The sequence below is a fragment of the Pseudarthrobacter sp. L1SW genome (genome assembly GCF_020809045.1).
Lineage (GTDB): Bacteria > Actinomycetota > Actinomycetes > Actinomycetales > Micrococcaceae > Arthrobacter.
On the sequence record NZ_CP078079.1, the window covers coordinates 812,529 to 832,046 of the forward strand.

17 protein-coding genes and 2 riboswitches are annotated in these 19,518 nt (G+C 65.7%); of the genes, 9 read left to right on the top strand and 8 right to left on the bottom strand.

The genetic code is table 11. The features are described from left to right. Positions 1-47 precede the first annotated feature (47 nt). From KTR40_RS03855 to KTR40_RS03870, 4 genes are all read left to right on the top strand, one after another. Positions 48-254, top strand: a complete 207-nt coding sequence (locus KTR40_RS03855) for a cold-shock protein (RefSeq protein WP_139028133.1) — start codon at positions 48-50, stop codon at positions 252-254. A 23-nt stretch (positions 255-277) separates the two neighbouring features. Then, positions 278-1,534 (top strand): ABC transporter substrate-binding protein, encoded by a 1,257-nt coding sequence (locus KTR40_RS03860; RefSeq protein ID WP_139028166.1) that lies wholly within the window; start codon positions 278-280, stop codon positions 1,532-1,534. 288 nt (positions 1,535-1,822) lie between these two features. Then, on the top strand, positions 1,823-3,451 hold the full coding sequence (groL, locus tag KTR40_RS03865) for a chaperonin GroEL (RefSeq protein WP_133352119.1): 1,629 nt from the start codon (positions 1,823-1,825) through the stop codon (positions 3,449-3,451). A 163-nt stretch (positions 3,452-3,614) separates the two neighbouring features. Beyond that, entirely contained in the window at positions 3,615-4,598 is a 984-nt protein-coding gene (locus KTR40_RS03870) for a ribonuclease HI family protein (RefSeq protein WP_139028134.1), read from the top strand. A gap of 34 nt (positions 4,599-4,632) precedes the next feature. On the opposite strand, the gene KTR40_RS03875 is transcribed toward KTR40_RS03870, so the two are convergent. From KTR40_RS03875 to KTR40_RS03905, 7 genes are all read right to left on the bottom strand, one after another. Then, on the bottom strand, positions 4,633-4,920 hold the full coding sequence (locus tag KTR40_RS03875) for a WXG100 family type VII secretion target (protein ID WP_139028136.1): 288 nt from the start codon (positions 4,918-4,920) through the stop codon (positions 4,633-4,635). A 107-nt stretch (positions 4,921-5,027) separates the two neighbouring features. Then, positions 5,028-6,518: a cell wall metabolism sensor histidine kinase WalK gene (locus tag KTR40_RS03880; protein ID WP_139028138.1), complete on the bottom strand. Its 1,491-nt coding sequence runs from the start codon at positions 6,516-6,518 to the stop codon at positions 5,028-5,030. 2 nt (positions 6,519-6,520) lie between these two features. Continuing rightward, a complete protein-coding gene (locus KTR40_RS03885) occupies positions 6,521-7,231 on the bottom strand; it encodes a response regulator transcription factor (protein WP_139028140.1) in 711 nt (236 codons plus the stop codon). 181 nt (positions 7,232-7,412) lie between these two features. Next, positions 7,413-8,660, bottom strand: coding sequence for a prealbumin-like fold domain-containing protein (locus KTR40_RS03890; protein ID WP_139028141.1), 1,248 nt, complete (start codon positions 8,658-8,660; stop codon positions 7,413-7,415). A gap of 733 nt (positions 8,661-9,393) precedes the next feature. Continuing rightward, a complete protein-coding gene (locus KTR40_RS03895) occupies positions 9,394-11,049 on the bottom strand; it encodes a DNA repair helicase XPB (protein WP_228405316.1) in 1,656 nt (551 codons plus the stop codon). Positions 11,050-11,062: 13 nt separating this feature from the next. Continuing rightward, positions 11,063-13,549 (bottom strand): helicase-associated domain-containing protein, encoded by a 2,487-nt coding sequence (locus KTR40_RS03900; protein ID WP_139028143.1) that lies wholly within the window; start codon positions 13,547-13,549, stop codon positions 11,063-11,065. 10 nt (positions 13,550-13,559) lie between these two features. Next, positions 13,560-13,793, bottom strand: coding sequence for a hypothetical protein (locus KTR40_RS03905; RefSeq protein WP_139028144.1), 234 nt, complete (start codon positions 13,791-13,793; stop codon positions 13,560-13,562). A 225-nt stretch (positions 13,794-14,018) separates the two neighbouring features. On the opposite strand from KTR40_RS03905, the gene KTR40_RS03910 reads away from it, so the two are divergent. Both KTR40_RS03910 and KTR40_RS03915 read left to right on the top strand, forming a co-directional pair. Next, positions 14,019-14,402 (top strand): cold-shock protein, encoded by a 384-nt coding sequence (locus tag KTR40_RS03910; RefSeq protein ID WP_104996883.1) that lies wholly within the window; start codon positions 14,019-14,021, stop codon positions 14,400-14,402. Between the two features lie 6 nt (positions 14,403-14,408). Then, positions 14,409-15,047 (top strand): DUF3027 domain-containing protein, encoded by a 639-nt coding sequence (locus KTR40_RS03915; protein WP_228405317.1) that lies wholly within the window; start codon positions 14,409-14,411, stop codon positions 15,045-15,047. Between the two features lie 93 nt (positions 15,048-15,140). Here KTR40_RS03915 and serC read toward each other — a convergent pair whose 3' ends face one another. Beyond that, positions 15,141-16,271, bottom strand: coding sequence for a phosphoserine transaminase (gene serC / locus KTR40_RS03920; protein ID WP_228405318.1), 1,131 nt, complete (start codon positions 16,269-16,271; stop codon positions 15,141-15,143). A 280-nt stretch (positions 16,272-16,551) separates the two neighbouring features. Here serC and KTR40_RS03925 point away from each other — a divergent pair, with 280 nt between their 5' ends. The 3 genes from KTR40_RS03925 (at position 16,552) to KTR40_RS03935 (ending at position 19,500) form a co-directional block, all read left to right on the top strand. Continuing rightward, positions 16,552-17,244 carry a metal-dependent transcriptional regulator gene (locus KTR40_RS03925; protein WP_139028147.1) on the top strand — a complete coding sequence of 231 codons (693 nt, stop codon included), beginning with the start codon at positions 16,552-16,554 and terminating at the stop codon, positions 17,242-17,244. 119 nt (positions 17,245-17,363) lie between these two features. Further along, a riboswitch (cyclic di-AMP (ydaO/yuaA leader) is annotated at positions 17,364-17,607 on the top strand. Between the two features lie 10 nt (positions 17,608-17,617). After that, positions 17,618-18,439: a M23 family metallopeptidase gene (locus KTR40_RS03930; RefSeq protein WP_228405319.1), complete on the top strand. Its 822-nt coding sequence runs from the start codon at positions 17,618-17,620 to the stop codon at positions 18,437-18,439. Positions 18,440-18,551: 112 nt separating this feature from the next. Continuing rightward, positions 18,552-18,749, top strand: a riboswitch (cyclic di-AMP (ydaO/yuaA leader). A 70-nt stretch (positions 18,750-18,819) separates the two neighbouring features. After that, positions 18,820-19,500, top strand: coding sequence for a C40 family peptidase (locus KTR40_RS03935; protein ID WP_139028149.1), 681 nt, complete (start codon positions 18,820-18,822; stop codon positions 19,498-19,500). Positions 19,501-19,518 lie beyond the last annotated feature (18 nt).

A 19,518-nucleotide genomic window follows, 5' to 3' on the forward strand; every position in this document is an offset into this window, starting at 1 on the left:
ACGGCGGCGCCGGCAGCATCCCGGACCTAACGGAAAGAGTGGTCACCATGGCACGAGGAACCGTCAAGTGGTTCAACGCGGAAAAGGGCTACGGCTTTATTACCGTTGACGGGTCCGGCGACGATGTCTTCGTGCACTGGTCCGCCATCCAGGGCGAAGGCTACCGGGCACTGGATGAAGGACAGCGCGTGGAACTTGAAGTGGGCGAAGGCGAAAAGGGCCCCCAGGCGGAAAGCGTCCGGCCAGCCGAGTGAAGCGTCTGTTTGTTCCCGCCGGGATGCGTCGTCCTGTTTTCGCCGCAGCCCTCTGCTGCACACTGGCCCTCACCGCCTGTTCCGGCGTCACCGGAAATGCACGCGTGGAAACAGCGGAGGCATCCGGGGACGGCACGCTGCGGATTGGCCTCATCCTGGACAACACCGGGGACAGCAGCTTCCTGAACCCGCCCCAGGCGGCCGCCGCCAAGCTCGCCGTCAAGGAAATCAACGCGGCCGGCGGGCACAAAGGCCGGCCCGTGGAACTGCTGCCCTTCGAGGCCGGCCAGGACGCGGCAGCACAAGCCCAGGCTTTGGTCCAGGCCAAGGCGGACGTGGTGATCGGCCCCACCGACTCCAGCCACGCCAAATCGGCCGTGGACATCCTCTCCAGGGCCAGGACGCCGCTGATCTCGCCGGCCAACACCGCGGCGGGGCTCAGCACCATCCCCAGCGGCGGGTACTACTTCCGGACGGCGGCCGCCGACGTCGCACAGGGGCCGGTGCTGGTTAAGCTCGCCAAGGACGCGGGCGCCGCCACCATCTCCGTCATGTTCCAGGAAGGTGCCTACGGCAGCGATGTCTCCGCCGCCGTCGCCGATTCCGCCCAACAGGCCGGCCTGGAAGTGGTTGCCACGGCGGGCTTCAAGCCGGGTGAAGCGGGAAACGCCGCCGCGGCCGCCCGCGCAGCGGACCCTGACGCCGTCATCCTGGTGGCGCGCGACGGCGCGCAGGGTGCCCTGGCTGAACTCAACAACGCGGCCGTTGCCGGTTCCAGGATCATCCTCAGCGACGGCGCATTCGGCCGGTACGCGTCCAAGCTGGGAACCAAGGCCCTGGAGGGTGCCCGGGCCGTGGTCCCCGGTGAGCTGCCAGCCGCAGCATTCCAGGAAAGGCTCCTCGGCATCGATCCCGGCCTGAAGGACGTGTCCTTCGCAGCGGAGACATACGACGCCGCGATCCTCGCGGCCCTGGCGGCGGCCAAAGCCGAGGACGACTCCGGCCGCTCCATCGCAGCAAACCTGGTTGCCGTCTCAGGCGGGACGGCTGCCGGGACCGCTGGCGGGACTGAATCGGCGCCGGGCACGCCCTGCCCCAGCTACAAGGAATGCCTGGCAGCGAAGGCTTCCGGTACGGGCATCAACTACGACGGCGAATCCGGCCCGGTTGCCTTCGACGCCAATGGCGACATCACCTCGGCAACGTTCACTGTGTTCACCTACGGGGCAGACAACAACCCGACGCCCAGCGGCCGCGAAACGGCGGGCCGCGCCGGCTGATCGCCCTCGGCGTAGAGGTGCCTGCCGCAACGCTTTAGGCGGCCTATTCGCTTGCACTCTCACGTGGGGAGTGCTAATTATTGACTTAGCACTCTGACGTACCGACTGCTAAGCAAAGCCTGGTTCCGGCCGGCGGCGCGCGGCACCGGGCGAGGAGCGAAGAAACACCTTACTGGAGTGAGACCCGCACCCGGAGGCATACAGAGGCCGCCGGCAAAGGGTCGTCCGTCGCGGGCACTGCAGCGAAGGTTCATTCTTAACGACTGTCCCGAAAGGACTATTGCCGTTATGGCCAAGATCATTGCATTTGATGAAGAGGCACGCCGCGGCCTTGAGCGGGGCCTGAATATCCTCGCCGACGCCGTTAAGGTCACCCTCGGCCCGCGTGGACGCAACGTCGTCCTCGAAAAGAAGTGGGGCGCCCCCACGATCACCAACGATGGTGTTTCCATCGCCAAGGAGATCGAGCTGGACGATCCCTACGAGAAGATCGGCGCCGAGCTGGTCAAGGAAGTTGCCAAGAAGACCGACGACGTCGCTGGCGACGGAACCACCACCGCTACCGTGCTGGCCCAGGCCCTGGTCAAGGAAGGCCTGCGCAACGTCGCCGCCGGCGCCGACCCGCTGTCCCTCAAGCGCGGCATCGAGAAGGCCGTTGAGGCCGTCACCGCCGAACTGCTGAACTCCGCCAAGGAAATCGAAACCAAGGAAGAGATCGCCGCCACGGCGTCCATCTCCGCCGGTGACGAAGAAATCGGCGCCCTCATTGCCGAAGCCCTGGACAAGGTGGGCAAGGAAGGCGTCATCACGGTCGAGGAATCCAACACCTTCGGCCTGGAGCTGGAGCTCACCGAAGGCATGCGCTTCGACAAGGGCTACATCTCCGCCTACTTCGTGACTGACGCTGAGCGCCAGGAGACGGTCCTCGAGGATCCGTACATCCTGATCGTCAACTCCAAGATCTCCAACGTCAAGGAACTGGTTGCAGTCCTCGAAAAGGTCATGCAGTCCAACAAGCCGCTGCTGATCATTGCCGAGGACATCGAGGGCGAGGCCCTGGCCACCCTGATCGTCAACAAGATCCGCGGCACCTTCAAGTCCGTCGCCGTCAAGGCCCCGGGCTTCGGTGACCGCCGCAAGGCGCAGCTTGCCGACATCGCTGTCCTCACCGGCGGCCAGGTCATCTCCGAGGAAGTCGGACTCAAGCTGGAAAACGCCGGCCTGGAACTCCTGGGCAAGGCACGCAAGGTTGTTGTCACCAAGGACGAGACCACCATCGTCGAAGGTGCCGGCGACGCCGACCAGATCGCTGGCCGCGTGTCCCAGATCCGCGCCGAGATCGAGAACTCCGATTCGGACTACGACCGCGAGAAGCTGCAGGAACGCCTGGCCAAGCTGGCCGGCGGCGTCGCAGTCATCAAGGCCGGTGCCGCAACCGAGGTTGAGCTCAAGGAGCGCAAGCACCGCATCGAAGACGCAGTGCGCAACGCCAAGGCTGCTGTTGAAGAAGGCATCGTTGCCGGTGGCGGCGTGGCCCTCATCCAGGCCGGCGCCAAGGCATTCGCCAACCTGCAGCTGTCCGGCGACGAGGCCACCGGTGCCAACATCGTCCGTGTTGCCATCGATGCTCCGCTGAAGCAGATCGCCTTCAACGCCGGCATGGAGCCGGGCGTTGTGGTGGACAAGGTCCGCGGCCTGCCCGCAGGACACGGCCTGAACGCCGCAACCGGCGAGTACGTCGACCTGCTGGCTGCCGGCGTGAACGACCCCGTCAAGGTAACCCGCTCTGCCCTGCAGAACGCGGCTTCCATTGCCGGCCTGTTCCTTACCACCGAAGCTGTGGTTGCCGACAAGCCGGAGAAGAACCCGGCCCCCGTTGGCGGCGGCGATGACATGGGCGGCATGGGCGGCTTCTAAGCCCTCCTGCCGGACTGTGTCCCGCTGAAACGAATGCGGCCCCCTCTTTTGAGGGGGCCGCATTCGTGTTCCTTGGAAGCTGCTTACTTTTACTTCCGGGCACGGCCGTGCACCGGCTGCGCTGAAAGTCCGGATTGTCCGTCCGGTCTGGGAGGATGGACCGGTGACAATTACTGCAGCGGCCGACGGTTCGGCCTTGGGAAACCCCGGCCCGGCCGGCTGGGCCTGGTACGTGAACGATGATTGCTGGCGCGCCGGAGGGTGGCCCCACGGGACGAACAACCAGGGCGAGCTGATGGCGGTCCTGGATCTGCTGAGGGCCACGGCACACCTTCCCCAGGAGGACCTGCGGATCCTTTGCGACAGCCAGTATGTCATCAACTCGATCACCAAGTGGATGCCGGGATGGAAGCGCAAAGGCTGGCGCAAAGCCGACGGAAAGCCGGTCCTGAACGTGGATCTGCTCAAGGAACTGGACCGGGAGCTCGCCGGCCGGAAGTACACCTTCGAATGGGTCAAGGGGCATGCCGGGCATGACCTGAACGAAGCCGCGGACGAGCGGGCCCGGGCGGCAGCCACCGCCTTTCAGCAGGGGGTGGCCGCCCGCTCCGGGCCCGGTTTCCCCGGCGCGCACCATGCCGCATCGCACGCACCCCAGGCATCCCACGCGCCGGCGGCCAAAGACGCTGCGCGGGCACCCCGTGTTGCCGCCGCAGCGCCGGGCGCCTACGAGGAACCGGATTTGTTCAGCCAGCTGGACAACGGCACTTTCGGCGGGCCGGACACAGCGGTCCAGCCCGCCGCCGCCGTGCCGGAGGCCTTGGTGGAAGAACTGGAGCGTGAGCTGTTGGGCCCCTTGGTGCGCGGGGACATCGGCCGGACTGCTGTCCTGCTGCACCCCGATTTCATGGAAATTGGCAGCTCGGGCCGGGTGTGGACCCGGGACGCCATGATGATGGCGCTCGAAGACGACCCGGGGGAGCGCACGGAGATTGAGATTCTGGGCGCTGACCGTATTGGCGGTGACGCCGTCCTGCTGACGTACCGCAGCTACGCTCGCTCCGGCACCACCCTCCGAAGCTCACTGTGGGTGCTTGACGGAGGCCGCTGGCGACTGCGGTTCCACCAAGGCACTCCGGAGGCCTAGCCCCGGTTCAGCTGGCCGCTGGGTGTTTCCCCGTTCAGCTGAACCGCTGGGTGTTGCCCTGCTCCGCTTGGGCATAGGTGGCCGCGGCGGAGGCAAGCGCTGTGTTGATGGACGCCAACGAGGCTTCCACCCGTCCCTGGGTGATGGTCCATTCCGTGATGAGCGCCTGGAAATTGGTGGCGGCGGTGCCGCGCCACGACCCCTGGAGCTCGTCCAGCCCGCGTTTCATCGCCTGGACATCGGCGCTGATCCTGTCCACGGTCGCCTGGACGCTGGCGGACTTCAACTGAAGGAGTTCGGTATCGACGGAGATGATGCTCATGGCCGTGCCTTTCGCTCTAGCGGCAGCTTTTGCCTGGGGGCCCGGCTGGCCCGGGCCGCTGGGATCGAGCCTAGGGAGCAAACTCCTGGCACCGCCACGGTCCGGGGCTATATGTGGACAACTTCGCCGTCGCTGCCCTGTCCCGCCTCAGCGGTCTCGCCGCTATTCGCTGCGTCATCACGGTGCGGAAGGCTGACCACCAAGGTGGCGCCGCCGCCGTCGGTATTTTCCACCCTGACGGAACCGCCGTGGGACCCTACGATCGCAGCCACAATGGCAAGGCCGAGTCCGCTGCCACCGGTTTCCCTGGTCCGGGAGGTGTCCGCCCGGTAGAAGCGCTCGAAGACCTTGGAGGCGTCCGCCTCGGAGATGCCGGGTCCATGGTCGCGCACTTCAATGACCGAGCGCGGCTGTCCGTCCTCCCCTGCACGCACCCCCACAGCCAGTTCGATGGGGCTGCCCTCCGGCGTGTAGCGCAGGGCGTTGCCCATCAGGTTCCCCACCACCTGGCGGAGTTTGGCTTCGTCTCCCAGCACGGGGGCAGCCGTGGCAGGGCCGCCGTCGAGCCCGGTCAGCGAAATCGCCCGCGAGCGGGAGCTGGCCTGCGTGTCCACCACGGCGTCGTGGGCGAGCAGCTGAAGGTCCACGGGCTTCTGCTGCAGCGGCCGCTGCTCGTCGAGGCGGGCCAGCAGAAGGAGGTCTTCCACCATGGAACCCATGCGCTTGGCTTCGCTTTCAATCCTTCCCATGGCGGTGGCCACGTCTTCCTCGGTGGCAAGGGCGCCATGCCGGTACAGCTCGGAGAACCCACGGATGGTCACGAGCGGGGTCCGCAGTTCGTGGGACGCGTCCGCCGCGAAGCGCCGCATCCTTGCCTCCGAGGCGGTGCGGGCCGCGAAGGCCGTTTCAATATGGGCGAGCATGGCATTCAATGACCTACTGAGCCGTCCCAGTTCAGTGCCGGGGTTTTCGACGTCGACACGGCGGGAGAGGTCGCCGGCGGCAATGGCCGCCGCCGTCTTTTCCACCCTGGCCAACGGGCGGAAGGAGCGGGACACCGTCCAGCTGGCAATGAGGGAAGCCAGCAGCAGGGTCAGCAGGCCCACCCCGGTCACCACCAGGGAGGCGTGCTTGAGGACATCGTCCACGCTCTGCAGTGGCAGCCCGATCACCACCACCGCGGTGGTCTGGTTGTTCTGCACCGGCACTGCCACAACCCGCCAGTTCTGCCCGTCCGTGCCGCGCACCTGGTAGGGAACGGCACCGCGTTCCTGGGCCTGCTGCACCGTGATGGAGCTGATGTCCGGGCGGCTTTCAGGGTCGCCGCCAAACGGGTACGGTTCCTCGCCCGGCGCGAAGAGAATGAGCGAGTAGTCGGTGGGGACCATCGGATTGGGCGCCTGCAGCGGGGTGAAGGAGCGCTGCTGCCGGGCCAGGTCCACTGCCGCGGTCAACTTGTCGTCCACCTGTGCCTGCAGGTAACTGTGGAGCAGTGCCAGCGTTCCCGCTCCGGTCACCGTCAGGGCGACTATGAGCAGCGCCATGATCATGGCCACGAGCTGCGTCCTGAGGGAGGCCGACTTCCATCGCTGCAGCAAGGTCAGCGCTTTTCGGCCGTCCGAAGCACGTAACCCACGCCGCGCTTGGTTTGGATCAGGGCGGGAGCGTCGGGGTCGATGTCCACCTTCCGGCGCAGGTAGGAGATGTACGACTCGACGATGGAGGCATCACCATTGAAGTTGTACTCCCACACATGGTCCAGGATCTGGGACTTGGACAGCACCCGGTTGGGGTTGAGCATGAGGTAACGGAGGAGCTTGAACTCGGTGGGGGAGAGCTCGATCACCGTGCCGCCGCGGCGCACTTCGTGCGCGTCGTCGTCGAGCTCCAGGTCGTCGACGCGGATGACGGCGTCGTCATCCAGCAGCGGCTGCGTCCGGCGCAGGACGGCGCGGATCCGGGCCACCACCTCGTCAAGGCTGAACGGCTTGGTGACGTAGTCATCTCCGCCGACGGTGAGACCTGTGACCTTGTCCTCGGTATCGTCCTTCGCGGTCAGGAACAGTACCGGGAAGTGCTTGCCCGAGGCCCGGAGGCGGCGGGTGACGGTGAAGCCGTCCATGTCCGGAAGCATGACATCCAGCACGGCCAGGTCCGGGGCATGGGTTTCGGCCGCCGCGAGGGCGTCGCGGCCGTTCGCTGCCGAGACGACCTCAAAGCCGGCGAAACGCAGCGATGTGGAGAGCAGCTCCCGGATGTTGGGTTCATCGTCAACAACAAGGAGCTTTGCCTCGGGACCGTTCTTGTTCATGCTCCCATTCTGCTCCCAGAGTCTGTGAGTTTTCTGGATGCATGGTGAATGTTGCATGGGCGTCCGCGGCGCGCAGTAAAGTTGGCGGCGCCGCCAGGGTCCCCCGCACGGGAGTGCGGAGAACCCTGGCTTTGGGAATCACTTCAAAGTGATCAACTGGTCAGGTGCCAGATTTCCCTGTCTACTGCGGGATGTCCACATTCGCGGGGTGAGCGCCGTAGCTCTTGTCGTCATACGCAGCGCCGCCCAGGCTGCAAAGCTGGGCGGCCGTGGTACCGGAGGGAGCCGTGGCCAGCGAGTCCTTGTTGACGCCATCAACCGTGACTTGGCTCGAGTACAGCGAGTTGTCAGCCTCTTTGCACACCAGCACGATGATCTTGAAATCCCGGGGATTCACGAAAGTCAGACTGACGTTGGTGCCTCCCACGACGGTCACTGCTTGGGGCGCTGCCGTGTCGTGTCCCGTCGGAGTGGTGGTCTCAACCACCCAGTAATTGCCTTGGAGAACCTGGCTGAACGAGCACTTGCCGTCGGCTCCGGTGGTGCACGTGGTCGCCGGAGTCACCGCGGTGTCTGTGGCCGGATCAAAGGTTCCGCCTACCGGTGCGGCATCGTTGTACAGGGTGAAGACGGCACCCGCCAGGGCGGAGGCAGGCGAGTCGTCGTCAGTCTTGAGGATGTTGATGTCTGCACACTTCGATGTGGCGACGGAAATCGGTGCGATGAAGTCCTTCAAGGCCGCCGTAAATGAATCTGAGGAGCGGCTCTTCAAGTACGCACTGCTGAACGGCAGGCAGGGGTCCGTGCCGACGATCTTGGCATCGGTCAGGTTGATGGCTGCTTCGCCGAAGGTCCGGACACTCAGATCTCTTGGAGCGTTGGGTGCAATGGGGTCCGTCACCACAACGGTGTTGATTGAGCCTTCGAAGTTGCCGGCCAATGGCTGGACTTTGCTCCAGCAGGGGGTCGCGTTGGCTGCCTCGCAGAGCGTCCGGGCACCAGTGGTGATCCACCGGTGGAATCCAAGAACCGGGGTTACGCCGCCTTGGGAGAGATCGTACTTAATCAGGACATCGCCCGCCGTACGGACGGGGGTCACACCGTTGGAGGACAGCACGGACGACTGGTTGAATTCGAAGTCCATGTTGGTAGTGCCGCTTGGTTCCTGGACGCGCTCCCAGGCAAGGTAGGCGTACGTCTTGCCGTTCGATTCCTCCACGAACTTGGCATAGAAGCGTGTCAGGTCACTCTTGTTGTTTGGGATGGAACCGTCGACGACGGACGGTACTGCGGTATCTTCCTTTGTACCTGTTCCGAATGAATCGTCCGTCTGGCCGGTGGCTTTATCAAGCCCGCATCCCGCGACGGGAACTTCACAGCTGATGCCGATGTTCGCCCAGTCTTTGATGTCGCCTGTGTCGACGACCAAGTTGCCGTCCTGAGCGTTTAGTTCGGCTCCGGAGAGCGTGGCCTGAGCCGACGTAACTCCGGAAAGGATCAATGCCAGACAAGCCAAGCCTGCGCCCCAGCGGGCGCGCGTTATATTCTCCATTGAATAACTCACTTCTTAGAGTGGCGGATGGTGTGACGGTCGGCGCGGAGCTGTGGTCCGGCACCGGGAGGTCCCCCAGCATCCCTCTCCAAGAATCTGATCGGATGGCGCCCGCGCGTCGGGTGCCCGCCGGCTACTCGGTGGTCGCGTCTTTGCGGCACGGAGCGGGCAGGCAGCACGGAGCCAAGTGTTATGGCTTGGGGGTGCGCGGGTGGATCGGCTGGGGCGACTGCGCATTCACGCGTCCTCATACACGGGGAAGGCCGTGAGGCTTCGCCCATCCTGATCTGAGTTCAGGACCTGTTACCAATGTGACACCCAGCGCTCTGAGTGTAGCCCGGGGATAACGGGGTGACAACGTCCGGAAGAGAGATTCACCATTAAAGCCCGGGCACCCCTTGTGCGCGCCGTTGCGGACCACGAGGTTCTCGGTCCAGCCGGTGAACAAGTCCGTAGCGGTCAGGATCCTGGGCCCCGCGGGCACGCCTTCCACCACCACTACGCCCTCGCCGCAACGAAAAGACGGGCATTGGAAGCATCAGCCACGCGAGCCGGCGCGGCACGGACAACACGTTTGTGGCCATCCCGTTACATACCCGGTAGGTGGCTATTAGGTGCCAGAGGGTTTCTGTTCCACGTCCTTGGCGTCCATGATCCGGTAGGCATAGCCCTGCTCGGCCAGGAACCGCTGGCGCTTTGCCGCAAATTCCTGGTCCAGGGTGTCCCGGGCCACGAGCGAATAGAAGCGTGCAGCCCGGCCGTCCTTCTTGGGCCGCAACAGCCGGCCCAGCCGCTGCGCCTCCTCCTGGCGCGACCCGAAGGAACCCGACACCTGAATGGCCACCGAGGCTTCCGGAAGGTCGATGGAGAAGTTGGCCACCTTGGAGACCACCAGCGTCTGGATGTCACCGGCGCGGAACGCATCGAAGAGCTTCTGGCGCACCTTCACGGAGGTGTCGCCCTTGATCACCGGGGCCTTCAGGCGCTCGCCGAGGTCGTCCAGCTGGTCGATGTACTGGCCGATGACCAGCAGCTGCTCCCCGGCATGCCGGGCCACCAGCTGTTCCACCACCTGCGTCTTGGACTCGGAGGTGGAGCACAGCCGGTACTTGTCCGTGTCCTCGGCCATGGCATAGGCAACCCGTTCGTCCTTGGGCAGGTCGACGCGGACCTCCACACAGTCTGCAGGGGCGATGTAGCCCTGGGACTCAATGTCCTTCCATGGGGCGTCGTAGCGCTTGGGCCCGATCAGGGAAAAGACCTCGCCCTCGCGGCCGTCCTCACGGACCAAGGTGGCCGTGAGTCCCAGCCGGCGCCGTGCCTGGAGGTCGGCCGTCATCCGGAAAATCGGTGCGGGCAACAGGTGCACTTCGTCGTAGATGATCAGTCCCCAGTCATGGCCGTCCACCAGCTCCAAGTGCGGGTACAGGCCGCCGCGCTTGGTGGTCAGCACCTGGTAGGTGGCGATGGTCACCGGGCGTACTTCCTTGACCGCTCCCGAATATTCGCCGATCTCGTCCTCGGTGAGGGACGTGCGCCTGAGCAGCTCGTCCTTCCACTGCCGGGCGGCAACCGTGTTGGTGACCAGGATCAGTGTTGTGGTTGAGCCGGTTGCCATGGCAGCGGCGCCCACCAGGGTCTTTCCGGCTCCGCAGGGAAGCACCACCACGCCGCTTCCGCCGGACCAGAAGTTGTCGCTGGCCATCCGCTGGTACGGCCGCAGCTTCCAGCCGTCCTCATTGAGCGCGATCAGGTGCGGGGTGCCGTCCACATACCCGGCCAGGTCCTCTGCCGGCCAGCCGATCTTCAGCAGGAGCTGCTTGAGCTGCCCGCGCTGGGAGGCGTGCACCACAACGGTCTCACCGTCGATCCGGGGCCCCAGCAGGGGGTGGATCTTCTTGGCCCGGATCACTTCCTCGAGGACGGGGTAATCGTCGGTGCGCATCACCAAACCGTGCTGCGGGTCCTTCTCCAGGCGCAGCCGCCCGTACCTGGACATGGTTTCCTCAACGTCGATCAGCAGCGAATGCGGGACCGGGAAGCGCGAGTACTTCAGGAGCGTATCCAGCACCTTCTCCGCGTCCAGGCCGGCGGCGCGGGCATTCCAGAGCCCCAGCGGGGTCAGCCGGTAGCTGTGCATGTGCTCCGGAGCACGTTCCAGCTCGGCGAAGGGCGCGATGGCGTGGCGGGCCTCGGTTGCCAGTTCATGGTCCACTTCAAGCAGGATGGTTTTGTCGCTCTGGACGATCAGGGGTCCGTCGTTCACGCAGGGAAGTCCTTCACTGGCGCAGTTCCTCTGCAGCCTCAATGTCGATGATGCGGTGGATTGACAGCACGCGTTCCGTTTCCTTTGCGGGATCAAACACCCGGACGCGTCCGCCGCTTACTGATAGCGGAACAACAATTTCCAGGTTGGCATTCCCCAGCCCGTCCACCACGTTCATGCTGATCCGCTGCTTGAGCCTGATGGCGCGCTGCAGCGCCTCAAGCCCCAGCTGCGTCCCTGCCTCGCCGTCCGGGTGTCCGGCACCTCCGCGGTGTCCGACGGCGGGCCCCACCTGGCGCAGGACCGCAAGCTGGGCGTCCACCTCCTCAGCCCCGGGCGCCGTCCGCGGGGCGGTGTAGACAGGGCGGAGGTGGTCTTGCGTTGCCGGGGTTCCCCGGAGCCGGACCACGGGTTCGTCCGCGCCGTCCACCGAGGGGGAGAGCCCCAGGCTCCGGAGAACCTGGGCCGTTTCCCGCGGCGGTGCGGAGGAAACCAGGACGGTGGGCGCAATCTTCACCAGGTTCAGGCCGGACGCCTTCGGTCCGGAGAGAAGGTCCAGGAGCGCTGCTTCGTCTTCGCTCTGGACAAAGCTGGCTGCCGCCCCCACCCGCAGCCTTCCGTGCCGTGAGGCGGTGTCCTCCACGAGGTATTCGAGCGGCTGGGGCACCGCGGTGGCCGAGTGCTCCCGGAGGAACTCCAGGATGCCGGCGGCGCTGTGTCCGGTGTCCAGGGCACGCTTGATGGAGCCGGCCGAGAAGCGGTAGATGGTGGCTGGTCCCTGGCCTTCCGGGTCAGCCATCAGCAGCAGTTTCCCGGCGAGTTCGGGGGCGAGGTACCCCGGGGCGACAGCAGTGAGGTCGGCCTGCAGCAGGACGTGGGTTACAGCTGCCGGCAGGTGCTCTCCCAGGATGGCAAGGGCGGCATCAGGGTTGTCTTCCGCCAGCGCACTTCCCAGCTGGCTCAGGGCCCCGGACCCCACCAGGCCAAGGAGTTCGGCTTCCGCGAGCACGCCGCGGATCATGGAGCTGAAGCGCCTGGCCATCCTGGGCTGGGCCCACTCTGCGCGCTGGAGGACAGTCGCCGCATCCAGTACCGGGGCAGTCCCGTCGGGGGAGCCTGCCTCGACGGTCAGTTCATTCAGGATCTCCAGGATGCGTTTGCGGACCACCGGGGCATCGGGCCGCTGCGCTTCGGCTGACAGCGCGATGATGGTGCTTCCGGAGGCGGAACGGTGTGCTGCCGGCGCGTTCCGCGTTCCGGTGATGGGCTGGCCCACCAGGGACGGCACGCGCTCGCTGGACAGCCAGGCGTTCACCAGCCAGAGCCACTGTTCCTGCCGCGGGAGGATAAGCCATTCCAGCTGCGGAGGCTGGACCCAGCAGGAGGAATCGACGTCCAGGCGAATGAGGCCGGCCAGTGCGGACAGCTCCAGCAGGACCCCGGCGTGCTGCAGGTCGATCCGGAGCAGTTCGGCCAAACGCCTCATCTCGCGCACCCCCACTCCGCCGCTGCGGAGCGTGGCCAGCGGCTGGTCCCCTACCGCGTGGAGCAGATCGCCCACCAGGCGCAGCGTCTCCGAGATGGCACTGAGGGCTGCGTTCCTGCGCAGCGCCGCCGAGGTCCGGCCGAGGTGGGGGACCGGTGGCGACAACGTGAAATCGTCAATCACCGCACCGCCGCGCAGGGAGATCCCCACGCTGTGCGGCAGCTCGACGTGCGCCGCGTCCAGCGGCACCAGCAGGCCGCGCGCAAGGAGCCAGTCCACGGGCCCGACGTCGGATCCTTCCGTGGTGATTGAGGCCTTCCGTTGCGCCTGGGGGACGGCACCCATGGCCCAGTTCCGGAACCTGGCGAGCAGCGCCGTCGTCCGCTCCGGGGCGGTGGCCAGAATACTCTGGAGGGCCTCCGGGGAGGACGTCCAGTGTTGCAGCGCGAGCGCTGCCTCCATTGGCGTGGTGGCATCGTGGATGGCTACACCGCTGCGGTGCAGCTCGGACACCAGCTGCACGGCGCGCTGGGCGAAGGCCGGCTGGAGGCGGACCAGTTCGGTGTAGCTCCTGCCCAGCCCGGCGGGATAGATGCCCACCACGTCCTTCAGCGAACCCACCGGGAGGTAGTAGTGCTGTTTCGCCGCGGACGCGGGGGTGCCGTGCGGCGGCTCGGCGCGGTGCACCAGAGCAAGTTCCTGCAGCGAATGAAGGATCCGCTCCACAGAGGCTGCCGACGATCCGGAAATCATCTTGCGGAGCCCGGAAGCGGACGCGCTGTGGCCGGTATCCGTATTGGTGCACAGGTGGAGGGTTTCGAGGACCTGCATCTGCGGCCGGTTGAGGCGTTCAAGCGCCCGCTGCACGCTGAGCCTGGCACTTGCCCGGGCGGCAAGGGCAGGGAAGTCCGGAACAGGGGGCGAGATGAGGTCCGGCCGCGCATCGAACAGCGCACGCAGTGAATCGTCGCTGCGTGCCTCCAGCTCCTTGCTCAACGCACGAATGAGGGACATCAGTCCAACGTTACCGCCGGTCCGCGTTTCCTGCCCGGCGGCGCCCGGCAACGCTGTCCAGAACCAGGAAGAGCATCAGGAGGAAGGCCAGGGGCAGGCCGTACAGCGCCGTGTAGGTGACCCAGGCCGGAGCCACGGAGCCGGCGAAGGCAAGGGCCATCACGGCGCCTACCGCCACCAGGGAAAGCACGGCGACAGCCGCGGCGAGGATCATCAGGGCACGCCGGTAGCGCGAGGGTGTCATGGACGTAACGCTACCGCTCCTGCAGCGTCGGGAGTGAATGGTGTTGGAGGGTGCCGCCGGAAGGCTGCACGGAGCCATTGAAAGCATGAATAGGGCGGCGGGCAGGATAACCTTGAGGGATAGACCAACACGGTTACAGCCGTCATGCCCTAAACCCGCACAGCAATGCGGATGCGGTGAGGGCTGGCCGTGTCAGAAGACGTCAGAACGAAGAAGGTTGATTACGTGCCTACCGGCAAGGTCAAGTGGTATGACAAGGACAAGGGCTTCGGGTTCCTCGCAGGCGAAGACGGCCAGGAGGTATTCCTGCCCAAATCGTCGCTGCCCGAAGGCGTAACAGAGCTCAAGGCCGGCACCCGGGTTGAATTCGGGGTAGCTGATGGGCGCAAGGGCGCCCAGGCCCTGGGGCTGCGCGTGCTGGACAAGACGCCCTCGATCGCCAAGGCCAAACGGCCGAACGCCAAGGAACTCGCCCCGCTGGTCCAGGACCTGGTGACCGTGCTGGACAATCTCTCCGGAACGCTCTCCGCCGGCAAGTACCCGGAAGGCAACAAGGGCAAGGCCATCGCCGCGGCCCTGCGTAAGGTTGCCGACGAGCTGGACGTTTAGGCGCCGATGAACCCGGAAGCTGAACAGCCGGTGCCGGCCGCCCCGGACCAGGACGGTCCGACGGCGGGGGGTGCTGCCGTTGCCAACCCTGCAGCTGCGGGGGCTAAGGCCGTGTCCAGGCGCCGCGCGGGAGTTCCGGTGTGGCGGACGGGGAAGCCCGATGCCTTCCTGGCTGCAGCCGTGGACACGGCCCGCACCGCCATCGAGGGCATCACGCCGGCGGCAACAATCGGCCAGCACCTCGCGGCGAAAAGCGAAGGCGACCGCCTGGTGACCCATCTGTTTGAGTCCAGGCTGCCGGGCTACCTGGGCTGGCAATGGTATGCGGTGCTGACCCGCAACTCCCGCTCCAAGGTGGTCACGGTCAACGAACTCGGCCTGCTGCCGTCGGAAGATTCGATCCTTGCCCCGGAGTGGGTGCCGTGGGCAGAACGCGTCCGCCCCGAGGACGAGCAGGAACCCGAACAGACCCGGGAACCAGCCCAGGCACAGGAACATGAACAGGGCCAGGAACCAGCCCAGGCACAGGAACCTGAACAGGGCCAGGTGCCCGGGGGCGGGGAGCCTGACGACGACGGGCAGCCTGACGACGACGGGCAGCCGGACGACGACGGGCAGCCTGACGACGACGCACGGACTTACTGACCACACACGAACGGCGCCGTCCGGGATGATCCCGGGCGGCGCCGTCGTACGTTAGCCGTCGTACGTTAAGGCACTTCCGCTGCTTGCGCAGTCCTACTTGCGCAGTTCGCCCACCACGTAGTCGATGCTGGCCAGCAGGGCGGAGACATCGGATGGCTCGATGGCCACGAACGTGGCGATGCGCAGTTGGTTGCGCCCCAGCTTCCGGTACGGCTCGGTGTCCACGATGCCGTTGGCGCGCAGGACCTTGGCCACCACTGCTGCGTCCACGGAATCATCGAAGTCGATCGTGGCGATGACGTTGGAGCGCTCGTCCGGGTTTGCGACGAACGGCGTAGCGAATTCGGAGGTCTCGGCCCAGCTGTAAATGCGTCCGGCGGAATCAGCAGTCCGCGCCGCAGCGAAGTCCAGGCCGCCGTTCCCGTTCAGCCACTGCACCTGGGCGTCCAGGGTCACCAGGGTGGACAGTGACGGGGTGTTGTACGTCTGGTTCAGGCGGGAGTTGTCAATGGCTGTCTGGAGGTCCAGGAAGTCCGGGATCCAGCGGCCCGTGGCCTTGATCCGCGCCGCGCGTTCCAGGGCAGCAGGGGAGAACAGGCCAAGCCAGAGCCCGCCGTCGGAGGCAAAGTTCTTCTGCGGGGCGAAGTAGTAGACGTCGCTCTCCGCCACGTCGACGTCCAGGCCGCCGGCAGCCGACGTCGCGTCCACAAGGACCAGGGCGCCCTCATCCGCTCCTGCCACGCGCTTCACGGGGGCGGAAACGCCGGTGGACGTCTCATTCTGCGGCCAGGCGTAGGCGTCAACGCCCGCCTCAGCCTGTGCGGCCGGGCGGGTGCCAGGCTCGGATTTGATGATGGAGGAGGCATCCAGGAACGGCGCCTTGTTGGTGGCCGCGGCGAATTTCGAGCCGAATTCACCGAACGAGAGGTGCTGGGCCTTCTTCTCCACCAGGCCGAAGCTGGCGATGTCCCAGAACGCCGTGGAGCCGCCGACGCCCAGCACCACTTCATAGCCTTCGGGTGCGCGGAAGAACTGGCTGAGGCCTTCGCGTACAGATCCCACCAGGTTCTTGACGGGGGCCTGCCGGTGGGACGTTCCCAGGATGGTCTTCGATGCGGCGGACAAAGCATCGATCTGCTCCTGCCGGACCTTGGACGGACCGGCGCCGAACCGCCCGTCCTGGGGCAGGAGGTCGGCGGGAATAGTGATGCTGTTTTCGCTCACAGGTGCTCCAATTTCGGCGTGGACGGGCTGTTGGTCCGGACGGATGGTGGACGGCAGGCAGTCGGCGGCGACTGTGACCCGGGCCCTCCCTTATTCTGCCCGAACAGCTGTTTCAGCGGGAACCTGGACCGTCATAGTCCAGACATTGAGACAGGGCCCGCCCTCGCCGTCAACTATTCGGACAAACTCAAAATAGGCTAAGCTTTCCAACGGACCACGCCGCATGTGAAGGCGGTACGGTGGGACAACGCAAGGTACTGCGCTCGAGGAGCTGAGCTGGATGACGGATCTGATCGACACTACGGAGATGTACCTTCGGACCATCTTGGAGCTTGAGGAAGAAAACATCGTAGCCCTCCGCGCCCGGATTGCGGAGCGGCTGCGCCACTCCGGGCCCACTGTGTCACAGACCATCGGCCGGATGGAACGGGACGGGCTGGTGGTGGTTTCGGGGGACCGGCACCTTGAACTTACGGAAGTGGGACGGAAGCGCGCCACGGAAGTCATGCGGAAGCACCGGCTGGCCGAGCGGCTCCTTGCCGACGTCATTGGCCTGGACTGGGCCTACGTCCATGATGAAGCCTGCCGCTGGGAGCACGTGATGAGCGAGCGGGTGGAACGGCGCATCTACGAAATGCTGAACCACCCCACCGAGTCCCCGTACGGCAACCCCATCCCCGGCCTGGCGGCCCTTGGCGGCCAGGCGCAGGCCTCCGCGGACGCGGCCGTCAGCCTGCTTGAGGCCATGAAGTCCTATGGCCCGGCCTCGGAAGTGACCGTTAGCCGCTTGGCTGAGCCGATCCAGGTGGAACCCGAGCTGCTGGTCCAGCTGGATGAGGGCGGAATCCGGCCCGGCGCCTCCGTATCGCTGGAGCGGGTGGGGGAGTACATCTCGGTCCGCGTCCCGGGCATCGAAGGGGCCCTGGAACTGCCGCCCGAAGTCGCGGCGCACGTCTTCGTGGCCGTACGCTAGGGGCGGCTTGGGGCCCTCCGGGCTACCCCATTGGGCGCCGGTTACGCAAAGATAACGGAATTGTTACTTTGGGACTTATGGCCCTATAGTTAAACCCAAGCGTTGATACTAAAGCGTTACCTGATCCGGAGCCGAGCTCTGCCAGCGGACCAGGTGCACGAGTCATTACTGGCAGAGGCGGGGGAACCACAAGCGGCAGCCGGGGGACTGCCTTGGGGTGAAGTCCGTCAGCAGCAAGCCTCTTCCAGTGAAGGATCCTCCGTGGATACCTCCTGTGCCGAAGCTTGCTTACGGCGGACCGGGTCTTTGAACTCTCTGACCCGAATCCGACAGCTAACTTCGCAGGCTTTCCAGAGAGGAACCCTTCTTGTCCATGCAGACCCCCAGGGGACGCCGCCGCGCCGCGGTACCCGCTGCGACGCCGCGGGTTGTCGAAGTCATCACCACGGAACGCCCCCGCGATCCGCACCGTGATGCGCGCCGCCGTCGTGGTCCCTTCCGCCAGGTCACCGAGTTCGCGGCAGCCAGCGGGATCGGCCAAAAGGCCGGAATCGCACTCGCCGCCACAGGCCTGGTATTGACCGTGACAGTGCCGGCCACCAGTCCCGTGATGGCAAACAACGCTCCCGGTGTCACGCCGGTCGCAGCTTCAGCCGTCACTCCGCAGCCCCAGATCTCAGCGGAGGCCGGCGCCCAGATCGATTTCAGCCGCTCGGCCGTCGTCACCCAGGCGGATCCGGACGGCAAGCTCAAGCAGCTGCTCAGTGCCCAGTCCGCCGGCTCTGTGTCACGGGCCGCCTCGGCCGGAAGCCTCGGCGCGCCGCTGGCCACACTGACCACGGCATCCCCCTTCGGCTACCGCGTCAGCCCCATTACTGGCGGCTCAGGCGACTTCCACCGCGGCCAGGACTACGTGGCCCAGTGCGGCACGTCCGTCCTCGCTGCCGCCACCGGCACGGTGACCTTCGTGGGCTGGCACCAGTTCGGCGGCGGAAACCGCGTTGTGGTGGATCATGGCAACGGACTGGAAACCACGTACAACCACCTCTCCTCCTTCAGCGTGAAGGAAGGGCAGACGGTCTCCCGCGGGGACGTTGTTGCCCTCAGCGGGACCACGGGCGCCTCCACTGGCTGCCACCTCCACTTCGAGGTGCAGGTCAACGGTGAAGTAGTCGATCCCACCGGCTGGCTCTAGTCAAATGACGGTGAACTATCAGATCGTCGTGACATGCCGTGACCTGAATGTGACATTCACTCAAAACTGCTGTACCGTCTAACTCGCGTCAACTTTTCCGAAGTTGACGCTCTTGTGCGGATTGCCTAACTCTGCCACCGCTCAAGGTCCGTTCGCATTTCATCGTCTGGCAGGGGCGGGGGAACCAATTTTGGTCTTGGCTTTGGCTAAGACCTTGGGGTTAAGTCGCAAAGTTTCCTTGGAAGCAGCGCGGCCGGGTGACTCCCATCCGAATCCGACAGCTCACCTCGCAGGCATTGGGAGAGGCTACCTTCGTGTCTTCACGCAATAATTCTGCGCGCCACCGTGCGCAAACGGTTCGTACCAACCCCTTGGACGGCATGTCCAAGGCTGTTAGTGCCAATGCCGGGACAGTAGGTCGCCAGGCTGCCGTTATCGCCGCAGCTTCCGGTCTTATCCTCAGCATGGGCCTGCCCGCCAACGCAGCGGACACCACCGCTGGTGTTTCCGCTTCCACGGAGTCCGGTTCCGCACAGGCTGCCCTGGCAGTCACCGCAGCACCCACGGCTACCGTTTCCTTCGAACGCCCGGTCGTCAAGACCACGGCCGCGCCGAAGCCGGCGCCGGTGCGGGCGCAGTCCACCGCCACGGAAACCGGCGCGGCCTCCACCGCGGGCACTACGGAATCCGCAGCGGACAAGCTGGCCAAGACTGTCTCTTCCGCTTCCACCTCGGGCATCGCTGGCATCGCCTACACCGGCATCGGCAGCCCGTACGTCTGGGGCGGCACCAGCCCTGTCACCGGGTGGGACTGCTCGGGCTTCACCCAGTGGGTTTACGCCCAGGCCGGCATCAGCATCCCCCGGGTCAACGCCTGGACCGCCATGACGCCCACCTCCACCCCGCAGGCCGGCGACCTGGTCATGCAGAACGGCGGAGCGCACGTAGGCATCTACGTCGGCAACGGCATGATGATCAGCGCACTCAACCCCTCCCAGGGCACGCTGCTCCACGCCGTAGCTGCGACCGGCAGCTCCTCGTTCTTCACCGTCAGCAAATAGTTCTTGGACCCTCGGGTC